This is a genomic window from Caulobacter sp. GW821-FHT09B08, from assembly GCF_059418225.1.
This window is the reverse complement of sequence record NZ_JBWKPL010000008.1, coordinates 218,710-236,578: the sequence shown is the minus strand read 5'-3', so window position 1 is coordinate 236,578 and position 17,869 is coordinate 218,710. Positions and strand designations below refer to the sequence as shown.

The window sequence follows — 17,869 nt, the reverse complement described above, 5'->3', positions numbered from 1 at the left end:
GGCCAAGGCCGCCGCGCCGCCGGCTCCGGAAGCGCCCGCCGCGCCGACGCCCGCCCCCGTGGCCCCGACGGCTCCGGTTTCGGCCCCGGTCTCGGCTCCGGTCGCCGCCGCGCCTCAGCCCCAGGCTCCGCGCCCGGCCGCTCCGCCGGTTCGCGCCGAAGCCCCGCGCCCCTCGGCCCCCGGCCAGACGCGCACCTACGAGCCCAGCCGCGACCGTCGCGACGACCGGGCCTCAACCACCACCTATCGTCCGGGTCCGGGCTCGCACCAGGGCGACCGCCCGCAAGGCGACCGTCCCCAGGGCGATCGTCCGCAGAGCTACGCCGACCGGCCGTTCAACCAGCGCGCTCCGCGCCAGGACGGCCCGTACAACCAGCGCACCCCGCGTCCCGACGCCGGCGGTCCGCCGCGCGGCCCGCGTCCGGAAGGCGCCGGCGGCGGCTATCGCGGCGACCGTCCGCAAGGCGATCGTCCCCAGGGCGACCGCCCGCAAGGCGACCGTCCGACCCAGACCGTCCGCTATTCGGCCCTGGCCCCGCGCCCGGCGCCCGGCGCCCGTCCGGGTCCCGGCGGTCCGCGCGGCGCCCGTCCGGGCGTCCCGGCCTCGGCTCCGGCCACGCCCGAGATCCAGCGCGCCACGCGTTCGGCTCCCCGTCCCGGCGGCGACGTCGGTCGCAAGCCCGAGGAGGAGGATGATCGCCGCAAGGCCGCCGCCCCCGGCAAGGCCGTGTCGCGCGCCAAGGGCGCCCCGACCCGCCGCGAAGGCCGCCTGACCATCCAGACCGTGGCCGGCGACGGAGACTCCGCCGACCGCATGCGCTCGCTGGCCTCGGTTCGCCGGGCCCGCGAACGCGAGAAGGAAAAGCGCCGCGGCGGCCCCGCCGACGTGGTCAAGGTCAGCCGCGAAGTCGTCATTCCCGACGTCATCACCGTGCAGGAGCTGTCCAACCGGATGGCCGTGCGTGGCGTGGACATCATCAAGTTCCTGATGCGTCAGGGCGTGATGCTGAAGATCAACGACGTCATCGACAACGACACCGCCGAGCTGGTGGCCACCGAATTCGGCCACACCGTCAAGCGCGTGTCGGAAGCCGACGTCGAAGAAGGCTTCATCGGCGCCGAGGACATCGACGATCACCTGGAGCCCCGGCCCCCGGTCGTCACCGTCATGGGTCACGTCGACCACGGCAAGACCAGCCTGCTGGACGCGCTGCGCAAGGCCGACGTGGCCGGCGGCGAGCACGGCGGCATCACCCAGCACATCGGCGCCTACCAGGTCCGCCTGGAAGACGGCCAGAAGATCACCTTCCTGGACACCCCGGGCCACGCTGCGTTCTCGCAGATGCGGGCGCGCGGCGCCAACATCACCGACCTCGTCATCCTGGTGGTGGCCGGTGACGACGGCGTGATGCCCCAGACGATCGAGGCGATCAAACACGCTCGGGCCGCCGAGGTGCCGATCATCGTGGCCGTCAACAAGATGGACAAGCCCGGCGCCGATCCCACCCGGGTCGTCAACGAGCTGCTCCAGCACGAGATCGTGGTCGAAAGCCTGGGCGGCGAAACCCAGATCGTCGAAGTCTCGGCCAAGACCGGCCAGGGCCTGGACGAGCTGATCGAGCGCATCCTGCTTCTGGCCGAGGTCATGGACCTTAAGGCCAACCCCGACCGCACCGCCGACGGCGTGGTGATCGAGGCCAAGCTGGACAAGGGTCGCGGCGCGGTCTCCACCGTGCTGGTCAATCGCGGCACGCTGAAGCGCGGCGACATCGTCGTGGCCGGCAGCCAGTTCGGCCGGGTTCGCGCCCTGCTGAACGAGCGCAACGAGCAGCTGCAGGAGGCGGGTCCCGCCACCCCGGTCGAGATCCTCGGCCTGGACGGCGTGCCTTCGCCCGGCGACACCTTCGCCGTGGTCGAGAACGAGGCCCGGGCGCGCGAGCTGACCGAGTACCGTATCCGTCTGAAGCGCGAGAAGACCCTGGCGCCGATCGGCGCTGGCGCTTCGATGGCCGACATGATGGCCAAGCTGCAGGACAAGAAGCTGAAAGAGCTTCCGCTGATCATCAAGGCCGACGTGCAAGGTTCGGCCGAGGCGATCATCGGTTCGCTGGACAAGATGGCCACCGACGAGGTCCGCGCGCGGATCATCCTGTCGGGCGCCGGCGCGATCAGCGAAAGCGACGTCATGCTGGCCAAGGGTGCCGGCGCGCCGCTCATCGGCTTCAACGTCCGCGCCTCGGCGCAGGCGCGGGCCCTGGCCGAGCGCGAAGGCGTGGAGATCCGTTACTACGCGATCATCTACGACCTGCTGGACGACATCAAAGGCGTGCTCTCGGGCATGCTGGCGCCGATCCAGCGCGAAACCTTCCTGGGCAACGCCGAAGTCCTGCAGGCCTTCGACATCTCCAAGATCGGCAAGGTCGCCGGCTGCCGGGTCACCGAAGGCGTGGTCCGCAAGGGCGCCAAGGTCCGGATCGTCCGCAACGACATCGTCGTTCTGGAACTGGGCACGCTGCAGACGCTCAAGCGCTTCAAGGACGAGGTCAACGAGGTCCCGTCCGGCCAGGAGTGCGGCATGATGTTCGCGGGCTTCCAGGACATCAAGGTCGGCGACGTGATCGAGTGCTTCACCGTCGAAGAGATCAAGCGCCAGCTGGACTAAGGTCCGCCGGAGCTTCGAGAGACAGAGGGCGCGGACCGCAGGGTCCGCGCCCTTTTTCGTTTCAACAATCGACACCTTGCCCCAGTTGGGATATCCTGGGATATCTCGATACGGGGGTCTGACATGACGAAAGTCACGGTGGGGCGATGGGGCAAAAGCCTGGCCTTGCGGGTGCCCATGGACGTGGCCCAAGCGTCTGGATTGGCGGATGGCGAGCAGGTCGAGATCGAGCTGAAGAACGGTGAAATCGTCATTCGACGGCTGGACGCGACGGCCGAGGCCCAGGCGCGCGCGCGGGAAGCCCTGGATCGCCTTTTCGAACGCAGCAAGGGCGTTACCCTGGGCGATGTCACGCTCCGTGAATTGATCGACGAAGGGCGTCGCGGTTGAGCCTGGTCCTCGACGCGTCATTGACGCTCGCCTCGATCCTGCACGACGAAAAGACGGAGAGGGCGCAGGGCCTGATGCGGCAAGCCTTCAGCCAGGCTGTCTGGGTTCCTTCGCTGTGGCGTCTCGAGGTCGCCAATGTCCTTCGCAACGCCGTCCGGCGCGGTCGGTGCGACGCTTCCTTCACGGATGACGCGATCGCCGAACTGACCTCGCTGCCCATCACGATCGATCCGGAAACGGATGCCCGGGCCTGGAGTGACACCCTGGTCCTGTCGCGGTCAGAGGAATTGACGCTTTACGACGCGGCCTATCTGGAACTGGCGATCCGCCTGGGTGCGACCGTTGCTTCCTGCGACAAGGATCTGGTGGCGGCCGCGTCGAGGCGTTGCCTCGATGTCCTGACCCTCTAAGCCGGACTGGAAATCGCCCGATTTGCGGCCTAACCCTATGGTCATGCGCATCCGGACCCTTCTGACCCTGAGCCTCGCCACCGCCTCGCTGTCGGCCTGCGCCACGGCCACGCGCTACGACGCGGCCGGCGACGTTCACGCCCTGTTGGTGGCGATCCGCAACAACGACCACGCCGCCTTCGACGCCCGCGTCGATCGGCCGGCCCTGAAGGCCGAGATCGAGAGCCAGCTGGTGCGCAAGGCGCGCGACGCCAAGCTGGGCGGCTGGCAGGCGGCGGCCATCGCCCTGGCCGGGCCGATGGCCAGCCTCGCCGGCGACGCCCTGGTCCAGCCCGAGAACTTCCGCTACGCGGCCAACTACTACGGCTACACGCCTGACAAGCCGATCCCCGACCGGATCAGCATCGCCGCGGGCCTGCGCTACATCGGCTCCGACCAGGTCTGCGCGGCCAAGACCAAGAACGGCCCGTGCCTGCTGACCTTCACCCTGGAGGGCGGGACCTGGCGGCTGTCGGGCTTTGACCCCGACACGGCCCGGCAGCATCTGAAGCTGTAGAAACGGGGCGGGGGCGCATGACGATACGGAAGACGAGCCTGGCGTTGGGCCTGGTGCTGGCCTGCCTGGCGGCCGGAACGGCCCATGCCGAGCGCAAGATGTACTCCTACGACCCGATCTCGCCGGACGCCAAGCGGCTGACCGGGGCGGGGCTGACGGTGCTGTTCGACAAGAAGCTGACCGGCACGCGGGTCGTGAAGGTGCTGGCCACCGGCGTGCCCGTCCAGGGCCGGCTGATCGACGGCCGCGAGAAGGACCTGGGTCCCGGCGGGCTGAAGGCCATGGAAGGTGTCGACGCCGACGCCGACCTCTACGAGATCGATCCCAAGTTCGAGCAGGGCAAGATCTATATCCGCGCCTTCTGCCCGGGCTCGACCCGCCTGTGGCTCAGCTTCAGCCGGCTGGGCGTGCACCGCGACCTGCGGGTCCAGGCGTTCGGCGATCCGCCCAAGGGCGCGGCGGGACCGGCGCGCCTGTGCGGCACGCTGGACTTCTCGTATCGCGGCGAGTGGAAACTGCCCTCCGGCGGCAGCCCCGATCCGATGGAGGATTGGACCGGCGGCAACGGGCCCGGCTAGGCGCGCGAACGGGTCACGCGTGTTCTAGAGCGTGTCGAGGTCCTGTGTCATGCTCGCCCAAAGGTTGGGGGCGAACATGACCGACGCGCTGGCGGGTTTCACCAAGTTCACGTTCGACGACGGGCGCTGGAAGCGGCCGGTCTACCGCATCGGCTCGGGTCCGGCGGTGATCGTCATCCACGAGATCCCCGGCCTGCATCCGCAGGTGCTGCAGTTCGCCCGCGACGTGGCGGCCGAGGGCATGACGGTGTTTTGCCCCAGTCTGTTCGGCAAGCCGGGCAAGCCGGTCTCGGGCGGCTATATCGCCGCCACCACCCTGAAGCTGGCCTGCGTGGGCCGCGAGTTCAGCATCTGGGCGGCGGGGCGTTCCAGCCCCTTTGTCGACTGGCTGCGGGCCCTGGCGCGGCAGGTCCATGCCGAGTGCGGCGGCAAGGGCGTGGGGGCGGTGGGCATGTGCTTCACCGGCGGCTTCGCCCTGGCCATGATGACCGAGCCGTCGGTGGTGGCCCCGGTGCTGGCCGAGCCGTCGCTGCCGACGGGCCGCAAGAACGCCGGCGCGCTGGACGTCTCGCCGGCCGAGCTGGCGGTCGCCAAGGCGCGGATGGAGGCCGAGGACCTGTCGCTGATCGCCCTGCGGTTCGACGGCGACAAGCATGTGCCCTGCGCCCGCTTCCAGACCCTGGAACGCGAACTGGGCTCGCGCGTCGAGGCCATCACCCTGCCCGACGCGGTCGCCAAACAGGGCACGGGCGCCCCTCCGCATTCGGTGCTGACCATCCACCTGGACCGCGACGATCCGAACGGCGAGACCATGAAGATCCACCGCAAGGTCCTGGCTTTCTTCAAGGAACGGACGGGCGCCTGAGACCTATTCGGGCTTGGGCTGCCACAGCTCGATCTTCGTGCCGTCGGGATCCAGGATCCAGGCGAACCTGCCGCTGGGATCGCTGTCGTCGCGTTTGAGCACCGTCACGCCCTTGGCCTTCAACCGGGCCAGGACGGCGTCCAGGTCGTCGACGGCGAAGTTGATCATGAATTCCCGGGTCGAGGGGGCCATGTAGTCGCTGGCCTCGGGAAAGGCGTTCCAGACGACCACCGGCGGGTGGCCGGGGGCGTCGTAGCGCAGCGCCGCCCCGCCCCAGGCCTCCAGCGGCACGCCCAGCACGTCGCGATACCAGCGCCTCAGGGCCTTGAGGTCCTTGCTCTTGACGAAGACGCCCCCGACGCCGGTGATCCGCCCGGCCGGCTCGGCGGCCTGGACCGTCGAGGACAACACCAGTCCCAGGGCCAGAATCGACCCGTAAATCCACCCGCGCCGCGTCGCCATCCTTCGCCCCTCCGCCTTGGACCGGACGCATGCTAACCTCCCACGACAGGCCGCGCACTGGACTTTTGCCCCCCACGCGCCTAGACACCCCGCCTTCCATTTCTCCCCGCGCTACCGGCGTTCGATCCGCCGGCCGGGCAACAAGGCTATCCGCGCCATGAAGCGCCACACCGACAACAAGAAGGGCGGGCCCGTGGGTCCGTCTCAGCGTCAGCTCCGCGCCGGCGAGCTGATCCGCCACGCCCTGGTCGACATCCTGCGCGAAGAAGAACTGGCCGATCCCGCCCTGACCGGCGTCTCGGTGACCGTTTCCGAAGTACGCATGAGCCCCGACCTCAAGCACGCCGTCTGCTTCGTCGAGCCCCTGGGCGCCGGCGTCACCGGCGAAAGCGCCCAGCATATCGACGAGATCATCAAGGCCCTGAACCGGGTGTCGAAGTTCCTGCGCGGACGCCTGGGCAAGTCGATCGACATGAAGTTCACGCCCGACCTGAAGTTCATCCACGACGAAAGCTTCGGCGCGGCGGCCTATATGGACCAGCTGTTCCTGGACCCGCGCGTGCAGCAGGACACCCGCCGCCTGTCGGACATCCTGGACGACGAGGACTAGGCCATGGCCCGCCGCAAGAAGGGCGATCCCGTCTCGGGCTGGGTGTGCCTGGACAAGCCCTACGACCTGACCTCGACCAGCGCCGTTTCCCGCGTGCGCCGGGCGTTCAACGCCCAGAAGGCCGGCCACGCCGGGACGCTCGACCCCCTGGCCACCGGCATCCTGCCGCTGGCCCTGGGCGAGGCGACCAAGACCGTCCCGTTCCTGATGGACGCCGATAAGGCCTATCGCTTCATGATCCAGTGGGGCCGCTCGACCACCACCCTGGACCGCGAGGGCGAGACGACCGACAGCAGCGACGTGCGCCCCACGCGCGAGCAGGTCGAGGCCGTGCTGCCCGCCTTCGTCGGCGAGATCGACCAGGTGCCGCCCAACTATTCGGCCATCAAGGTGGACGGCGAACGCGCCTACGACCTGGCCCGCGAAGGGGTCGAGTTCGAGCTGAAGACCCGCAAGGTGCAGGTTCATGCGCTGCGCGTGACGGGGGCTCCGGACGCCGACCACATCGAGCTGGAGATGGAGTGCGGCAAGGGCACCTATGTCCGCGCTATCGTCCGCGACGTGGCTTTGGCCCTCGGCGCATGCGGTCACGTCGACCAGCTTCGCCGCACGCGAGTCGGCCGCTTTACCGAGGATTCGGCGATAGGCCTGGAAACCCTCGAGAATTTGAGCTATGAGGCCCGGCTGTCGGAGGCATTGCTTCCGGTCGAGACCGCGCTGGACGACATCCCGGCGTTGGCCGTGACCGATGAAGACGCCTTCCGACTTGCGCAAGGACGCGCCATCGTTCTGCTCCCAAGGCAGGTGGAAAAGCTGAAAGCAGAGCTCACGCCCGGCGATCGCACCGTTTCCGCCATGTCCGGAGAGAGGTTGGTGGCCTTGTGCGAGATGCGCGCCGGATCGCTCAATCCGGTGCGGGTCTTCCAACTCACCTGAGCGGAGACAACCCGATGTCGATCACTGCCGAGCGCAAGAGCGCTCTTATCGTCGAGCACGCCCGCACCGAGGGCGACACCGGCAGCGCCGAAGTCCAGGTCGCGATCCTCTCGGAACGCATTTCGAACCTGACCGAGCACTTCAAGACCCACAAGAAGGACAACCACAGCCGTCGTGGCCTGCTGAAGCTGGTTTCCCAGCGTCGCTCGCTCCTCGACCACCTGAAGAAGTCCGACGAAGGCCGTTACGCGGCCCTCATCGAGAAGCTGGGTCTGCGCCGCTAAGACGCAATTCCGCCGTCCTACTCGCGTAGGGCGGCGGAACGCTTTTCAGGCTCTCCGTTTCGAGACAGGCCGAAACGAAGAGTCGATCCGGATCGCTTCCGCTGGCGGATAAGCATCCGACGTACGTCCGAGGGTTTTCCATCCTCAAACCCGCCTGTCGAACTGGATGAGGATCATCGGGCCGCCCATCGCCAAGCCGGCATGCCGTCCGCCCCTGTCCGCCCCCGATGGGAATCCGCCCACGGGAACCGAAAGAAGAAAAATGTTCGACATCAAACGCAAGACGATCGAGTGGGGCGGCAAGACGCTGGTCCTCGAAACCGGTCGCATCGCCCGTCAAGCCGACGGCGCTGTCCTGGCCACCATGGGCGAAACCGTCGTCCTGGCCACCGCCGTGTTCGCCAAGAAGGCGAAGCCCGGCCAAGACTTCTTCCCCCTGACGGTCAACTATCAGGAAAAGACCTTCGCGGCCGGCAAGATCCCCGGCGGCTTCTTCAAGCGCGAAGGCCGTCCGTCGGAAAAGGAAACCCTGGTTTCCCGCCTGATCGACCGTCCGATCCGCCCGCTGTTCGTCAAGGGCTTCAAGAACGAAGTCCAGGTCGTCGTGACCGTCCTGCAGCATGACCTCGAGAACGATCCCGACATCCTGGGCATGGTGGCCGCCTCGGCCGCCCTGGTCCTGTCGGGCGCCCCGTTCATGGGCCCGATCGGCGCCGCGCGCGTCGGTTACATCGATGGCGGCTACGTGCTGAACCCGACGCTCGACGAGCTGAAGGAAAGCAAGATGGACCTGGTCGTGGCCGGTACGTCGGAAGCCGTGATGATGGTCGAAAGCGAAATCCAGGAGCTCTCGGAAGAGATCGTCCTGGGCGGCGTCAACTTCGCCCACAAGGAAATGCAGACGGTGATCGACGCGATCATCGAGCTGGCCGAACACGCCGCCAAGGAACCCTTCGACTTCCAACCGGAAGACACCGACGCCCTGAAGGCCGAAGTGAAGAAGGCCGTCGGCAAGGACCTGGCCGACGCCTACAAGATCCAAGCCAAGGGCGACCGCGTCGCCGCCCTGGGCGCCGCCAAGACCAAGGCCATCGAGACCTTCGCCAAGAGCGACACCAACCCGGCCGGCATCGACCCGCTGAAGCTGGTTTCGGTCTTCAAGGAACTGGAAGCCGACATCGTCCGTCGCTCCATCCTCGACACCGGCATCCGCATCGACGGCCGCACCGTCGACAAGGTGCGTCCGATCCTGGGCGAAGTCGGCATCCTGCCGCGCACCCACGGCTCGGCTCTGTTCACCCGCGGCGAGACCCAGGCGATCGTGGTCGCCACCCTGGGCACCGGCGACGACGAGCAGTTCATCGACGCCCTGGAAGGCACCTACAAGGAGTCCTTCCTGCTGCACTACAACTTCCCTCCCTACAGCGTCGGTGAAACCGGCCGTATGGGCAGCCCGGGCCGCCGCGAAATCGGCCACGGCAAGCTGGCCTGGCGCGCCCTGCGCCCGATGCTGCCGGCCAAGGAAGACTTCCCCTACACCATCCGCCTGGTCTCCGAGATCACCGAGTCGAACGGCTCGTCCTCGATGGCCACGGTCTGCGGCTCCTCGCTGGCCATGATGGACGCGGGCGTTCCGCTGATCCGTCCGGTCTCGGGCATCGCCATGGGCCTGATCCTCGAAAAGGACGGCTTCGCCGTTCTGTCCGACATCCTCGGCGACGAAGATCACCTGGGCGACATGGACTTCAAGGTGGCCGGCACCAGCGAGGGCCTGACCTCGCTGCAGATGGACATCAAGATCGCCGGCATCACGCCCGCGATCATGGAGCAGGCCCTGGCGCAAGCTAAGGGCGGCCGCGAGCACATCCTCGGCGAAATGAACAAGGCCATGGACGCGCCGCGCGAGGAAGTCGGCGACTTCGCTCCGAAGATCGAGACCATCACCATCCCGACCGACAAGATCCGCGAAGTGATCGGCACCGGCGGCAAGGTGATCCGCGAGATCGTCGCCACCACCGGCGCCAAGGTCGACATCAACGACGAAGGCATCGTGAAGGTCTCGGCCTCGGACGGCGCCAAGATCAAGGCCGCCGTGGACTGGATCAAGTCGATCACCCAGGAAGCGGAAGTCGGCGCGATCTATGACGGCAAGGTCGTCAAGGTCGTCGACTTCGGCGCCTTCGTGAACTTCTTCGGCGCCAAGGACGGCCTCGTCCACGTCAGCCAGATCAGCAACGAACGGGTGGCCAAGCCCTCGGACGTGCTGAAGGAAGGCCAGATCGTGAAGGTCAAGCTCCTGGGCTTCGACGATCGCGGCAAGACCAAGCTGTCGATGAAGGTCGTGGACCAGGTGACGGGCGAAGACCTGTCCAAGAAGGAAGCCGTGAGCCCGGAGGAAGCCGTCAACACCTAAGGGTGATGGCGTCTCCGACGTGAGGCTTCAAGCAGCGGGCGGCTCCGAAAGGAGCCGCCCGTTTTGCGTTTGTGACGGCCAAGTCACAGTTAATGGGTTGTTAACTAAAAACTCGCCACAAAACGCGAGACCGCACTTGTCGAATCGAGCAAATCGGCTTCTCTATACGTGGTTGTTGAGGAGTAAGCGGGCACAAGATGTTGATGCATCCTGCGCCCGCATCGCGATTTGAACGGTGTCGAATCACGAGTCCTTTTCGAGTCGGACTCACAAATACCGCCTGATTCGGGAATCGCCGTCAAGTTGCCTCCTTGGAAAGGAGGTGAAGTATGAATGAGCACCCTGTATCGCGCTCGCCTGGGCACTCGTGCCCGCACTGGCGAGATTTGTCCCGAGTCGGGCGTTTGGAAGGTTGTCGGCACGCCGACTACCACTGCGCCGATCGCTAAGGGAAACCGGATGCCTCCCTATGGTGGGGCGGCGGTGACCTGGGAGTTGATCCGTTACGCGTAATCTACGAACCAAAAGAGACGCAGCGCGGCGGCGCGGCGTCTTTTTTGCTATTCCGCCCATCCCCCGTGGATGCAGTCCCCACCTTAAATCCTTGGTGGATCGGAGCTCTGGGGTCAGGCCGTGTCAAGGACGGCGCGGGGCGCCGCCGCGGCGCGGCCGGCCGGAGGCCGGTCCTTGACACGGCCTGACCCCAGAGCAAGCTCGCTCCCATGGATCTAAGGCGGGGCCTGTCCGGCCGGCGGATCAAGGCCAATGCCGCCCGTTCTTTCTCACGTCGTCATCCCGGGCCTTGTGCCCGGGACCCCTCTGTCCGCCGCAGGTGCGGAAGTGTGGCGCGCCATTGTCTCTCACGTGGAAGCTGAACCAGGGGTCCCGGGCACAAGGCCCGGGATGACGGAAGTTTGGGATCGATTTTGCGTTTCCGATCAAAGGGGTTAGCTTGGCCTCAAAGCGCTGGGGGGCGCGTCGGGATGCAAGACGACCAAAGACGAATTCGCTGCCAGCGACATGGGGCGCAGAAACCCGCCTTCGTCTGCCAGCACCTGGTGGAGGGCGCGGGGCAGGGGTTCAACGAGCCCTGCGGCCCGCAGGACGCCGACGCCTCGGACGAGCAGGCGGCCTGGTGCGACCGCTGCGAGACCGCCCGCCTGGCCGGCGGCGGCTGGACGGCCAAAGCCGAAGCCGAGGCCGGGATCAACATGGTCTGCGAAGTCTGTTTCGAGGCCTCGCGGGCGCGCAACAGCCGCTGGACGGCCGCGTCGCGCCGCTGGGGCTATTCCTGATCGCGGGCGGCTCTAGCGCCGGGGCGTGACCTTCACCACGGCGGCGTCGGGCGCGCCGTTGCCGCCCCGGCAGGCGGCGAGCTTGAAGTCCAGGTCCATGCAGACCCAGACCTCGGTCAGCCGGCCTTCCTTGACCCGCACGTTCAGGCCCTCGGCGGTCATGCCTCGGTTCTTCTTCAGGAAGGCGGCCCGGATCTGGCCGGCGGTCATGGTCTCGGTTTTGCCGGACTTCAGGTCCGGAACCTTGATGCTGTCACGCACCGCCCGGGCCTTCTTGAAATAGGCCTCCGGCGTGTCCCAGCCACAGGTGCCGTGCGCCTGCCACTCGTGCTGCAGCAGCCAGGGCGAGGGGGTCATGCACAGGTTGGCCTTGACCGTGGCCACGCTCATCGACGGGCTGGGGCGGCAGTAGCGCGGATGGACCTTGTCGGGTCCGTTGGGCCACAGGCCGTGGACCGTGAAGCCGAAGTTGTTGGTCTCGCACTGGATCTTCTTGTCCGACTCCGGGATGCCGCCCCGGCAGGCCTCGGGCGACCAGTAGAGGGCCAGCAGGTGGGCGGCGGTCGGGATGTCGGTGTGGATCTCGCCGGCGGGCGGAATCTCGGGCGCGGCCGGAACCACGTCCTTGGGGACCGCGCAGGACTTCAGGTCGGAGGCCTGGGCGGCGCCGGCCAGGGCCAGGGCGGCGAGGGCGGTAGTCACTGCGGTGAACTTCGATGTCATATGCGGCGCTCTACTCATCCCAACATCCCGGCGAAGGCCGGGACCCAAGCCGAGTCTGTCATTACGCGTCGAGCTTGAAGCGGCCAAGACAGCTTGGGTCCCGGCCTTCGCTGGGATGTTGCGATTTAGGAGGAAGCCCTAACGCCGCGCCTCGGTCGCCATGCGTACGGCGAGGCCGCCCAGCACCGTGGCCATCAGCCAGCGCTGGATCAGGGCGAAGCTGGGGCGCGTGGCCAGGAAGGTGGCGATGCTCCCGGCGGCCAGGCAGATGGCGCCGTTGACGCTGAGGCTGATGACGATCTGGGTGAAGCCCAGGGCCAGCGACTGGGTCAGGACCGCGCCGTGGTGCGGGTCGATGAACTGCGGCAGCAGCGACAGGTACAGCATCGCCGCCTTGGGGTTCAAAAGGTTGGTCAGGAAGCCCATGCTGATCAGCTTGGCGGGGCTGTCTTTGGGCAGTTCGCGCACCTGGAACGGCGAGGCGCCGCCCGGCTTGATCGCCTGCCACGCCAGCCACAAGAGATAGAGCGCTCCGCCGAACCGCAGGATGTCGTAGGCGATGGGGGCGGCCATCAGCAGGGCGGTGATCCCCAGGGCCGCGCAGACCAGATAGACCACGAACCCCGCCGCCGTGCCGATCAGCGACACGATCCCGGCCCAGCGGCCCTGGCAGATCGAGCGGCTGACCAGATAGATCATGTTCGGCCCGGGGGTCAGGGCCATGCCCAGGCAGACCAGCGAGAAGGCGATCCAGGTCTTGGTTTCGGGCAGCAGGGCGTGGCTCATGGGCGGTCTCCGCGTCGAGGTTGGGCGCCCAGGCGAACGGCTCGTGACGTCCGCGCTCCCCCAGGGTTCTCCCTGCGATCGCCAGTCACGCGGACGAACGGTGTGTACACGGCTTTGCGGTGAAGGTTTAGGGGGCGTCTGGGCCGGGGACACGCCGCGAGGGCATGTCCCCGGCCGCGCGCCTACGTTCCTTTTTGAGAATGATTATCATTTCTATGTCGTCCCGGCCCCGCTAAGGAACATCCATGCCTGCCCATCCCCTGGGCTGGCAGCCAACCCTGACTTCCAGTGTCGCGGACGACCCTTCTCCTCCCCGGAGCGGTCGTCGTCGGCGTCCAAGCCTCGCCCGGGAGCGGCCTCCCGGGCGAGGCGCCCTTTTTCCGGGCGTTTCAGTCGGCGTACGCGGTCGGCGAACATTGATCGCCAACGCCAACCATAAGTTTACTCTTGAGCTTCACGATCCGGCGTCCGTTCCCTGGAGCCGCGATGTCTTCGCCCCCCACGTCCGCACGGTTGAGCGACGCCGAGAGCGCGCGGTGGTTCTTCGACCACTCGCACGATCTGTTCGCCGTGGTCGCGCGGGGACGGTTCGCGACGGTCAATCCGGCCTGGACCCGGGTGACCGGCTGGACCCGCGACGAGCTGCTCGGCCAGCCCGCCCTGCGCTTCGTGCACCCGGATTCGCGCCAGGACTTCATCGAGACCGCCGCCCTGATCCGCGCCGCCGGCGAGGCCCTCAACCGCCTCAAGGTGCTGTGCAAGAATGGCGGCTGGGTGTGGCTGGAGAGCCAGGCGCGGCTGGGCCCCAACGGCGAGATGATGGGCGCCCTGCGCGACGTCACCGCCGACATGGCCCGCCGGGCCGAGCTGGCCGCCGCCCGCCAGACCCGCGAGCTCCTGGCCTCGTCGGCCGGCATCGGCGTGTGGAGCTACGAGCCGCACGGCCAGCACATCGAGTGGTCGCGCGACATCCTCAACGCCACGGGCCTGGAGCCCGAGGACATCGCCCAGCCCGACCAGTTCTTCGACCGCCTGGAGCCCACCCAGCGCGACGAGCTTCAGCAAGCCTTCGACCGCGCCGTGCGCACCGGCGAGGGCGGCACGATCGAGCACCGTCTGCGCGGGGCGGGCGAGCAGTGGTTCACCTATCGCGCCACCTTCCGCACCGAGCCGCGCGCCGACGGCCTGCACGCCCTGAAGGGCATCTCGCAGAACGTCACCGACGTGGCCCGCACCCGCGACGCCGCCGTCTGGGGCGAGCGCCAGGCCCGTCGCCTGGTCGAGGAGGCGCCCTTCGCCGTGGCCCTCTACGACACCGACCTGCGCCTGCAGGTGGTCAGTCCGCGCTTTCTGGAGATCTTCCAGGCCACCGAGGAGGGCGTGATCGGCCGCAGCCTGCACGAGCTGACCAACGGCACGCGCACCCGCTTCGTGCAGGCCGTCGAGCGCGCCCTGGCCGGCGAGACCGTCCTGCGCCGCGAAGACCAGCTGCAGGACGGCAAGGGCCAGACCCACACCCTGCGCTGGGAGGCCCGTCCCTGGCGCGACGCCGACGGCGAGATCGCCGGGGTCATCACCTATATGGACGACGTCACGGCCCTGTCCGAAGCGCGGCGCGAGGCCCGGGCCAACGCCCGCCGGCTGCGCGTGGCCCTGGGCGCGGCCCAGGCCGGGGTCTACGAGATCGACCACGCGGGCAAGGCCTTCTGGGGTTCGCCCGAATTCCATCGCATCCTGGGCCGCCGGGTCACCTACGAGGACGTGCGCAGCGCGGTGTGGCCGATGATCCACCCGGGCGACGTGGCCAGCGTCTACGCCGTGGCCGAGGACTGGCAGCGCCACGAGGACGGCCACCTCAGCACGGGCGGCGGCCGCTCGTTCGATGTTCGGGTGATGACCCCCGGCGGCGGCGAGAAGTGGATCCGGATCTTCCATGAGGTGCGGATGGACGCGACCGGCCGGGTCGCCAAGGCCTTCGGCCTGATCCTGGACATCGACGAAAAGAAGCGCGCCGAGCTGGCCCTGGTCGAGGCCGAGCGCGCCGCCCAGGCCGCCAACGAGGCCAAGGCCCAGTTCCTGGCCAACATGTCCCACGAGATCCGCACGCCGATGAACGGGGTGATGGGGGTGATGCACCTGCTCAAGCGCGAGAAGCTGCCGGGCGAGGCCAATCACCTGCTGGGCGAGGCCCTGGCCTGCGGCCGCATGCTGTCGACCCTGCTGGACGACGTGATCGACTTCTCGCGGATCGAGGCCGGGCGGCTGGACGTCACCCGTGAGCCGGTCGATCCCAGCGAGCTGGCCGCCAGCGTGGCGCGGCTGCTGCGGGGCCAGGCCGAGCACAAGGGGCTGGAGCTGAGGGTCGACGCGCCCGATCTGGGTCTGATCCTCACCGACCCCAGCCGTCTGCGCCAGGCGCTGTTCAACCTGGTCGGCAACGCCGTGAAGTTCACCCTGAAGGGCTCGGTGACCCTGCGCGTGCGGCGGTTCGAGGGCGAGGGCGAGCCGCGCGTGGCCTTCGAGGTGATCGACACCGGGGTCGGCATAGCGCCCGAGGCCCAGACGCGGCTGTTCGAGCGCTTCCAGCAGGCCGACGCCTCGACCACCCGCCGGTTCGGCGGCTCGGGCCTGGGCCTGGCCATCACCCGCCGCCTGGCCGAGATGATGGGCGGCGAGGTGGGCTTCTCGTCCCGCGAGGGCGAGGGCTCGACCTTCCTTTTGACCATCGCCGCCCCGCCGGCCCAGGTCCGCGCCGCCGAGGCCGAGGTGGCCGACGACCTGCTGCAGGGGCTGAAGATCCTGGTGGTCGAGGACAACGCCACCAACCGCCTGGTCGCCCGCCGCATCCTCGAGCAGCTGGGCGCCAGCGTCGAGACGGCCGAGGACGGGCTGGACGGGGTGGCCTGCGCGCCACGCGGCTACGACCTGATCCTGATGGACGTGCAGATGCCGGGCATCGACGGGCTGGAGGCCGCCCGCCGCATCCGCAACCTGCCGGGCCCCGCCGCCCGCACCCCGATCATCGCCCTGACCGCCAACGTCATGTCGCACCAGCGCGCCGCCTATCTGGCCGCGGGCATGGACGGCGTCGCCGCCAAGCCCATCGCCCCCGCCGCCCTGATCGCCGAGATCGTCCGCCTGGCCGGCGGCGAGGTGGGGGACGAGGCGGCGGTTGCGTAGGCTCCGCCCGCGTGGCTAATGCTCCTCCCAAGAACGCGGGGGAAACCACAGCATGACGGCCCAGACCCAGGGTGAGGATCGCGCCTCGATGCGCACGGTGGTGGCGGCGTCCTCCGCCGGCACGGCCTTCGAGTGGTACGACTTCTTCATCTTCGGCAGCCTGGCCCAGGTCATCTCCAAGACCTTCTTCACGGGCCTGTCCGAGACCGCAGGCTACGTGGCCGCCCTGGCCCTGTTCGGGGTGGGCTTCGCCTTCCGGCCGCTGGGCGCCCTGGTGTTCGGCAAGATCGGCGACCAGGCCGGGCGCAAGGGCGCGTTCCTGGCCACGGTGCTGCTGATGGGCGGCGCCACCTTCGCCATCGCCCTGCTGCCCACCTACCAGCAGGCCGGGATCATCTCGCCGATCCTGCTGATCCTCCTGCGCTGCGTGCAGGGCTTCGCCCTGGGCGGCGAATACGGCGGGGCGGCGATCTATGTGGCCGAGCACTCGCCGCCGAACCAGCGCGGGCGGGCCACGGCCTGGGTGCAGAGCTCGGCGTCGCTGGGCCTGTTCGCGGCGTTGCTGGTGATCCTCGCGACGCGCTGGGCCTTGGGCGAGAGCGTCGGGCCGGACGCCTTCGACGCCTGGGGCTGGCGCATCCCCTTCGCCGTCTCCATCGGTCTCCTGGCCGTCTCGGTCTGGATGCGGCTGAAGCTCAGCGAAAGCCCGACCTTCGCCCAGATGAAGGAGGAGGGCGCGGCGTCCAAGGCCCCCTATGCCGAGGCCTTCGGCCAGTGGAAGAACCTGAAGCTGGTGCTGCTGGCCTTCTTCGCCGTCATGTCGGCGCAAGGCGCGGTCTGGTACACCACCTTCTTCTACATCCAGACCTTCATGGAGAAGTTCCTCAAGGTCTCGCCGGGTGTGATCAACGGCCTGATGATGGGCGCGGCGGCGGTCAGCGCGGTGCTCTACGTCTTCTTCGGCGCCCTGTCGGACAGGATCGGCCGCAAGCCGGTGATGCTGGGCGGCATGGCCCTGGCCCTGGTCTTCTACTTCCCCGGCTTCCACCTGCTGGAGCGGGCCGCCAACCCGGCCCTGGCCGAGGCCTCGGCCCGCGCGCCGGTCACCGTCACCGCCGATCCCGGCGACTGCGCCCTGCAGTTCGACCCCATCGGCAAGGCCGCCTTCGTCTCGTCCTGCGACATCGCCAAGAGCGCCCTGGCCAACGCCGGCATCTCCTACGCCAACCAGCCCGGCCCGGCCGGCTCGGCGGCGACGGTCCAGGTGGGCCAGGCCCGCCTCGCGGTCCAGAGCGCCCAGGGCCTGCCGGCCAAGGAGGCCAAGGCGGTGAAGACCGCCGGCGAGGCCGCGATCAAGGCCGCCCTGGTTCAGGCCGGCTATCCGGCCAAGGCCGATCCGGCGCGGATCAACGTCTGGGGCGTGTTCGGCGTGCTGCTGGTCTTCGTGGTCGGCGCCACGGCCCTCTACGGCCCGCTGGCCGCGGCCCTGGTCGAGCTCTTCCCGACCAAGGTGCGCTACACGGCCCTGTCGCTGCCCTACCACATCGGCACCGGCTGGATCGGCGGCTTCGTGCCGTTCAGCGCCTTCGCCATCGTCGCGGCGGTCGGCGACATCTATGCCGGGCTCTGGTACCCGGTGTTCTTCACCCTGATCAGCGTGCTGACGACCCTGTTCCTGCTGCCCGAGACCAAGGACCGGGCGCTGGACCAGCTGTAGCC

At 68.4% G+C, this 17,869-nt stretch carries 16 protein-coding genes and 1 riboswitch; of the genes, 13 read left to right on the top strand and 3 right to left on the bottom strand.

Annotation, left to right across the window (positions count from 1 at the left end; all coding sequences use genetic code 11):
* From infB to AC07OA_RS21310, 6 genes are all read left to right on the top strand, one after another.
* The coding region (gene infB, locus AC07OA_RS21335) for a translation initiation factor IF-2 (RefSeq protein ID WP_494665832.1) at window positions 1-2,662 on the top strand (2,662 nt) is incomplete at its 5' end.
* Window positions 2,663-2,785: 123 nt separating this feature from the next.
* Complete coding sequence (locus AC07OA_RS21330) at window positions 2,786-3,052, top strand: AbrB/MazE/SpoVT family DNA-binding domain-containing protein (RefSeq protein WP_494665831.1); 267 nt, start codon at window positions 2,786-2,788, stop codon at window positions 3,050-3,052.
* Window positions 3,049-3,462, top strand: coding sequence for a type II toxin-antitoxin system VapC family toxin (locus AC07OA_RS21325; protein ID WP_494665830.1), 414 nt, complete (start codon window positions 3,049-3,051; stop codon window positions 3,460-3,462). The genes AC07OA_RS21330 and AC07OA_RS21325 overlap by 4 nt, the downstream gene beginning before the upstream one ends.
* 43 nt (window positions 3,463-3,505) lie before the next feature.
* Entirely contained in the window at window positions 3,506-4,018 is a 513-nt protein-coding gene (locus AC07OA_RS21320) for a DUF2939 domain-containing protein (protein WP_494665829.1), read from the top strand.
* 17 nt (window positions 4,019-4,035) lie between these two features.
* The gene (locus AC07OA_RS21315; protein WP_494665828.1) at window positions 4,036-4,596 is read left to right on the top strand and encodes a hypothetical protein; all 561 of its coding nucleotides are present in this window, start codon (window positions 4,036-4,038) and stop codon (window positions 4,594-4,596) included.
* A gap of 76 nt (window positions 4,597-4,672) precedes the next feature.
* A complete protein-coding gene (locus AC07OA_RS21310; RefSeq protein WP_494665827.1) occupies window positions 4,673-5,461 on the top strand; it encodes a dienelactone hydrolase family protein in 789 nt (262 codons plus the stop codon).
* Between the two features lie 3 nt (window positions 5,462-5,464).
* On the opposite strand, the gene AC07OA_RS21305 is transcribed toward AC07OA_RS21310, so the two are convergent.
* A complete protein-coding gene (locus tag AC07OA_RS21305) occupies window positions 5,465-5,923 on the bottom strand; it encodes a VOC family protein (RefSeq protein WP_494665826.1) in 459 nt (152 codons plus the stop codon).
* Between the two features lie 157 nt (window positions 5,924-6,080).
* Here AC07OA_RS21305 and rbfA point away from each other — a divergent pair, with 157 nt between their 5' ends.
* From rbfA to AC07OA_RS21280, 5 genes are all read left to right on the top strand, one after another.
* Window positions 6,081-6,533, top strand: coding sequence for a 30S ribosome-binding factor RbfA (rbfA, locus tag AC07OA_RS21300; protein WP_494665825.1), 453 nt, complete (start codon window positions 6,081-6,083; stop codon window positions 6,531-6,533).
* Between the two features lie 3 nt (window positions 6,534-6,536).
* Complete coding sequence (gene truB, locus AC07OA_RS21295) at window positions 6,537-7,469, top strand: tRNA pseudouridine(55) synthase TruB (protein WP_494665824.1); 933 nt, start codon at window positions 6,537-6,539, stop codon at window positions 7,467-7,469.
* A 14-nt stretch (window positions 7,470-7,483) separates the two neighbouring features.
* On the top strand, window positions 7,484-7,753 hold the full coding sequence (rpsO, locus tag AC07OA_RS21290) for a 30S ribosomal protein S15 (RefSeq protein WP_494665823.1): 270 nt from the start codon (window positions 7,484-7,486) through the stop codon (window positions 7,751-7,753).
* 262 nt (window positions 7,754-8,015) lie between these two features.
* Complete coding sequence (gene pnp, locus AC07OA_RS21285; protein ID WP_494665822.1) at window positions 8,016-10,166, top strand: polyribonucleotide nucleotidyltransferase; 2,151 nt, start codon at window positions 8,016-8,018, stop codon at window positions 10,164-10,166.
* Window positions 10,167-11,149: 983 nt separating this feature from the next.
* Window positions 11,150-11,461: a hypothetical protein gene (locus tag AC07OA_RS21280; protein ID WP_494665821.1), complete on the top strand. Its 312-nt coding sequence runs from the start codon at window positions 11,150-11,152 to the stop codon at window positions 11,459-11,461.
* Between the two features lie 12 nt (window positions 11,462-11,473).
* On the opposite strand, the gene AC07OA_RS21275 is transcribed toward AC07OA_RS21280, so the two are convergent.
* A complete protein-coding gene (locus AC07OA_RS21275) occupies window positions 11,474-12,184 on the bottom strand; it encodes a ribonuclease T2 (protein WP_494665820.1) in 711 nt (236 codons plus the stop codon).
* A 138-nt stretch (window positions 12,185-12,322) separates the two neighbouring features.
* Window positions 12,323-12,955, bottom strand: a complete 633-nt coding sequence (locus tag AC07OA_RS21270; RefSeq protein ID WP_494665838.1) for a LysE family translocator — start codon at window positions 12,953-12,955, stop codon at window positions 12,323-12,325.
* Between the two features lie 34 nt (window positions 12,956-12,989).
* Window positions 12,990-13,069, bottom strand: a riboswitch (ZMP/ZTP riboswitch).
* Window positions 13,070-13,456: 387 nt separating this feature from the next.
* Here AC07OA_RS21270 and AC07OA_RS21265 point away from each other — a divergent pair.
* Together AC07OA_RS21265 and AC07OA_RS21260 are read left to right on the top strand one after the other, a co-directional pair.
* Window positions 13,457-16,150: a PAS domain S-box protein gene (locus tag AC07OA_RS21265; RefSeq protein ID WP_494665819.1), complete on the top strand. Its 2,694-nt coding sequence runs from the start codon at window positions 13,457-13,459 to the stop codon at window positions 16,148-16,150.
* Window positions 16,151-16,202: 52 nt separating this feature from the next.
* The gene (locus AC07OA_RS21260) at window positions 16,203-17,867 is read left to right on the top strand and encodes an MFS transporter (protein ID WP_494665818.1); all 1,665 of its coding nucleotides are present in this window, start codon (window positions 16,203-16,205) and stop codon (window positions 17,865-17,867) included.
* Window positions 17,868-17,869: the final 2 nt, after the last annotated feature.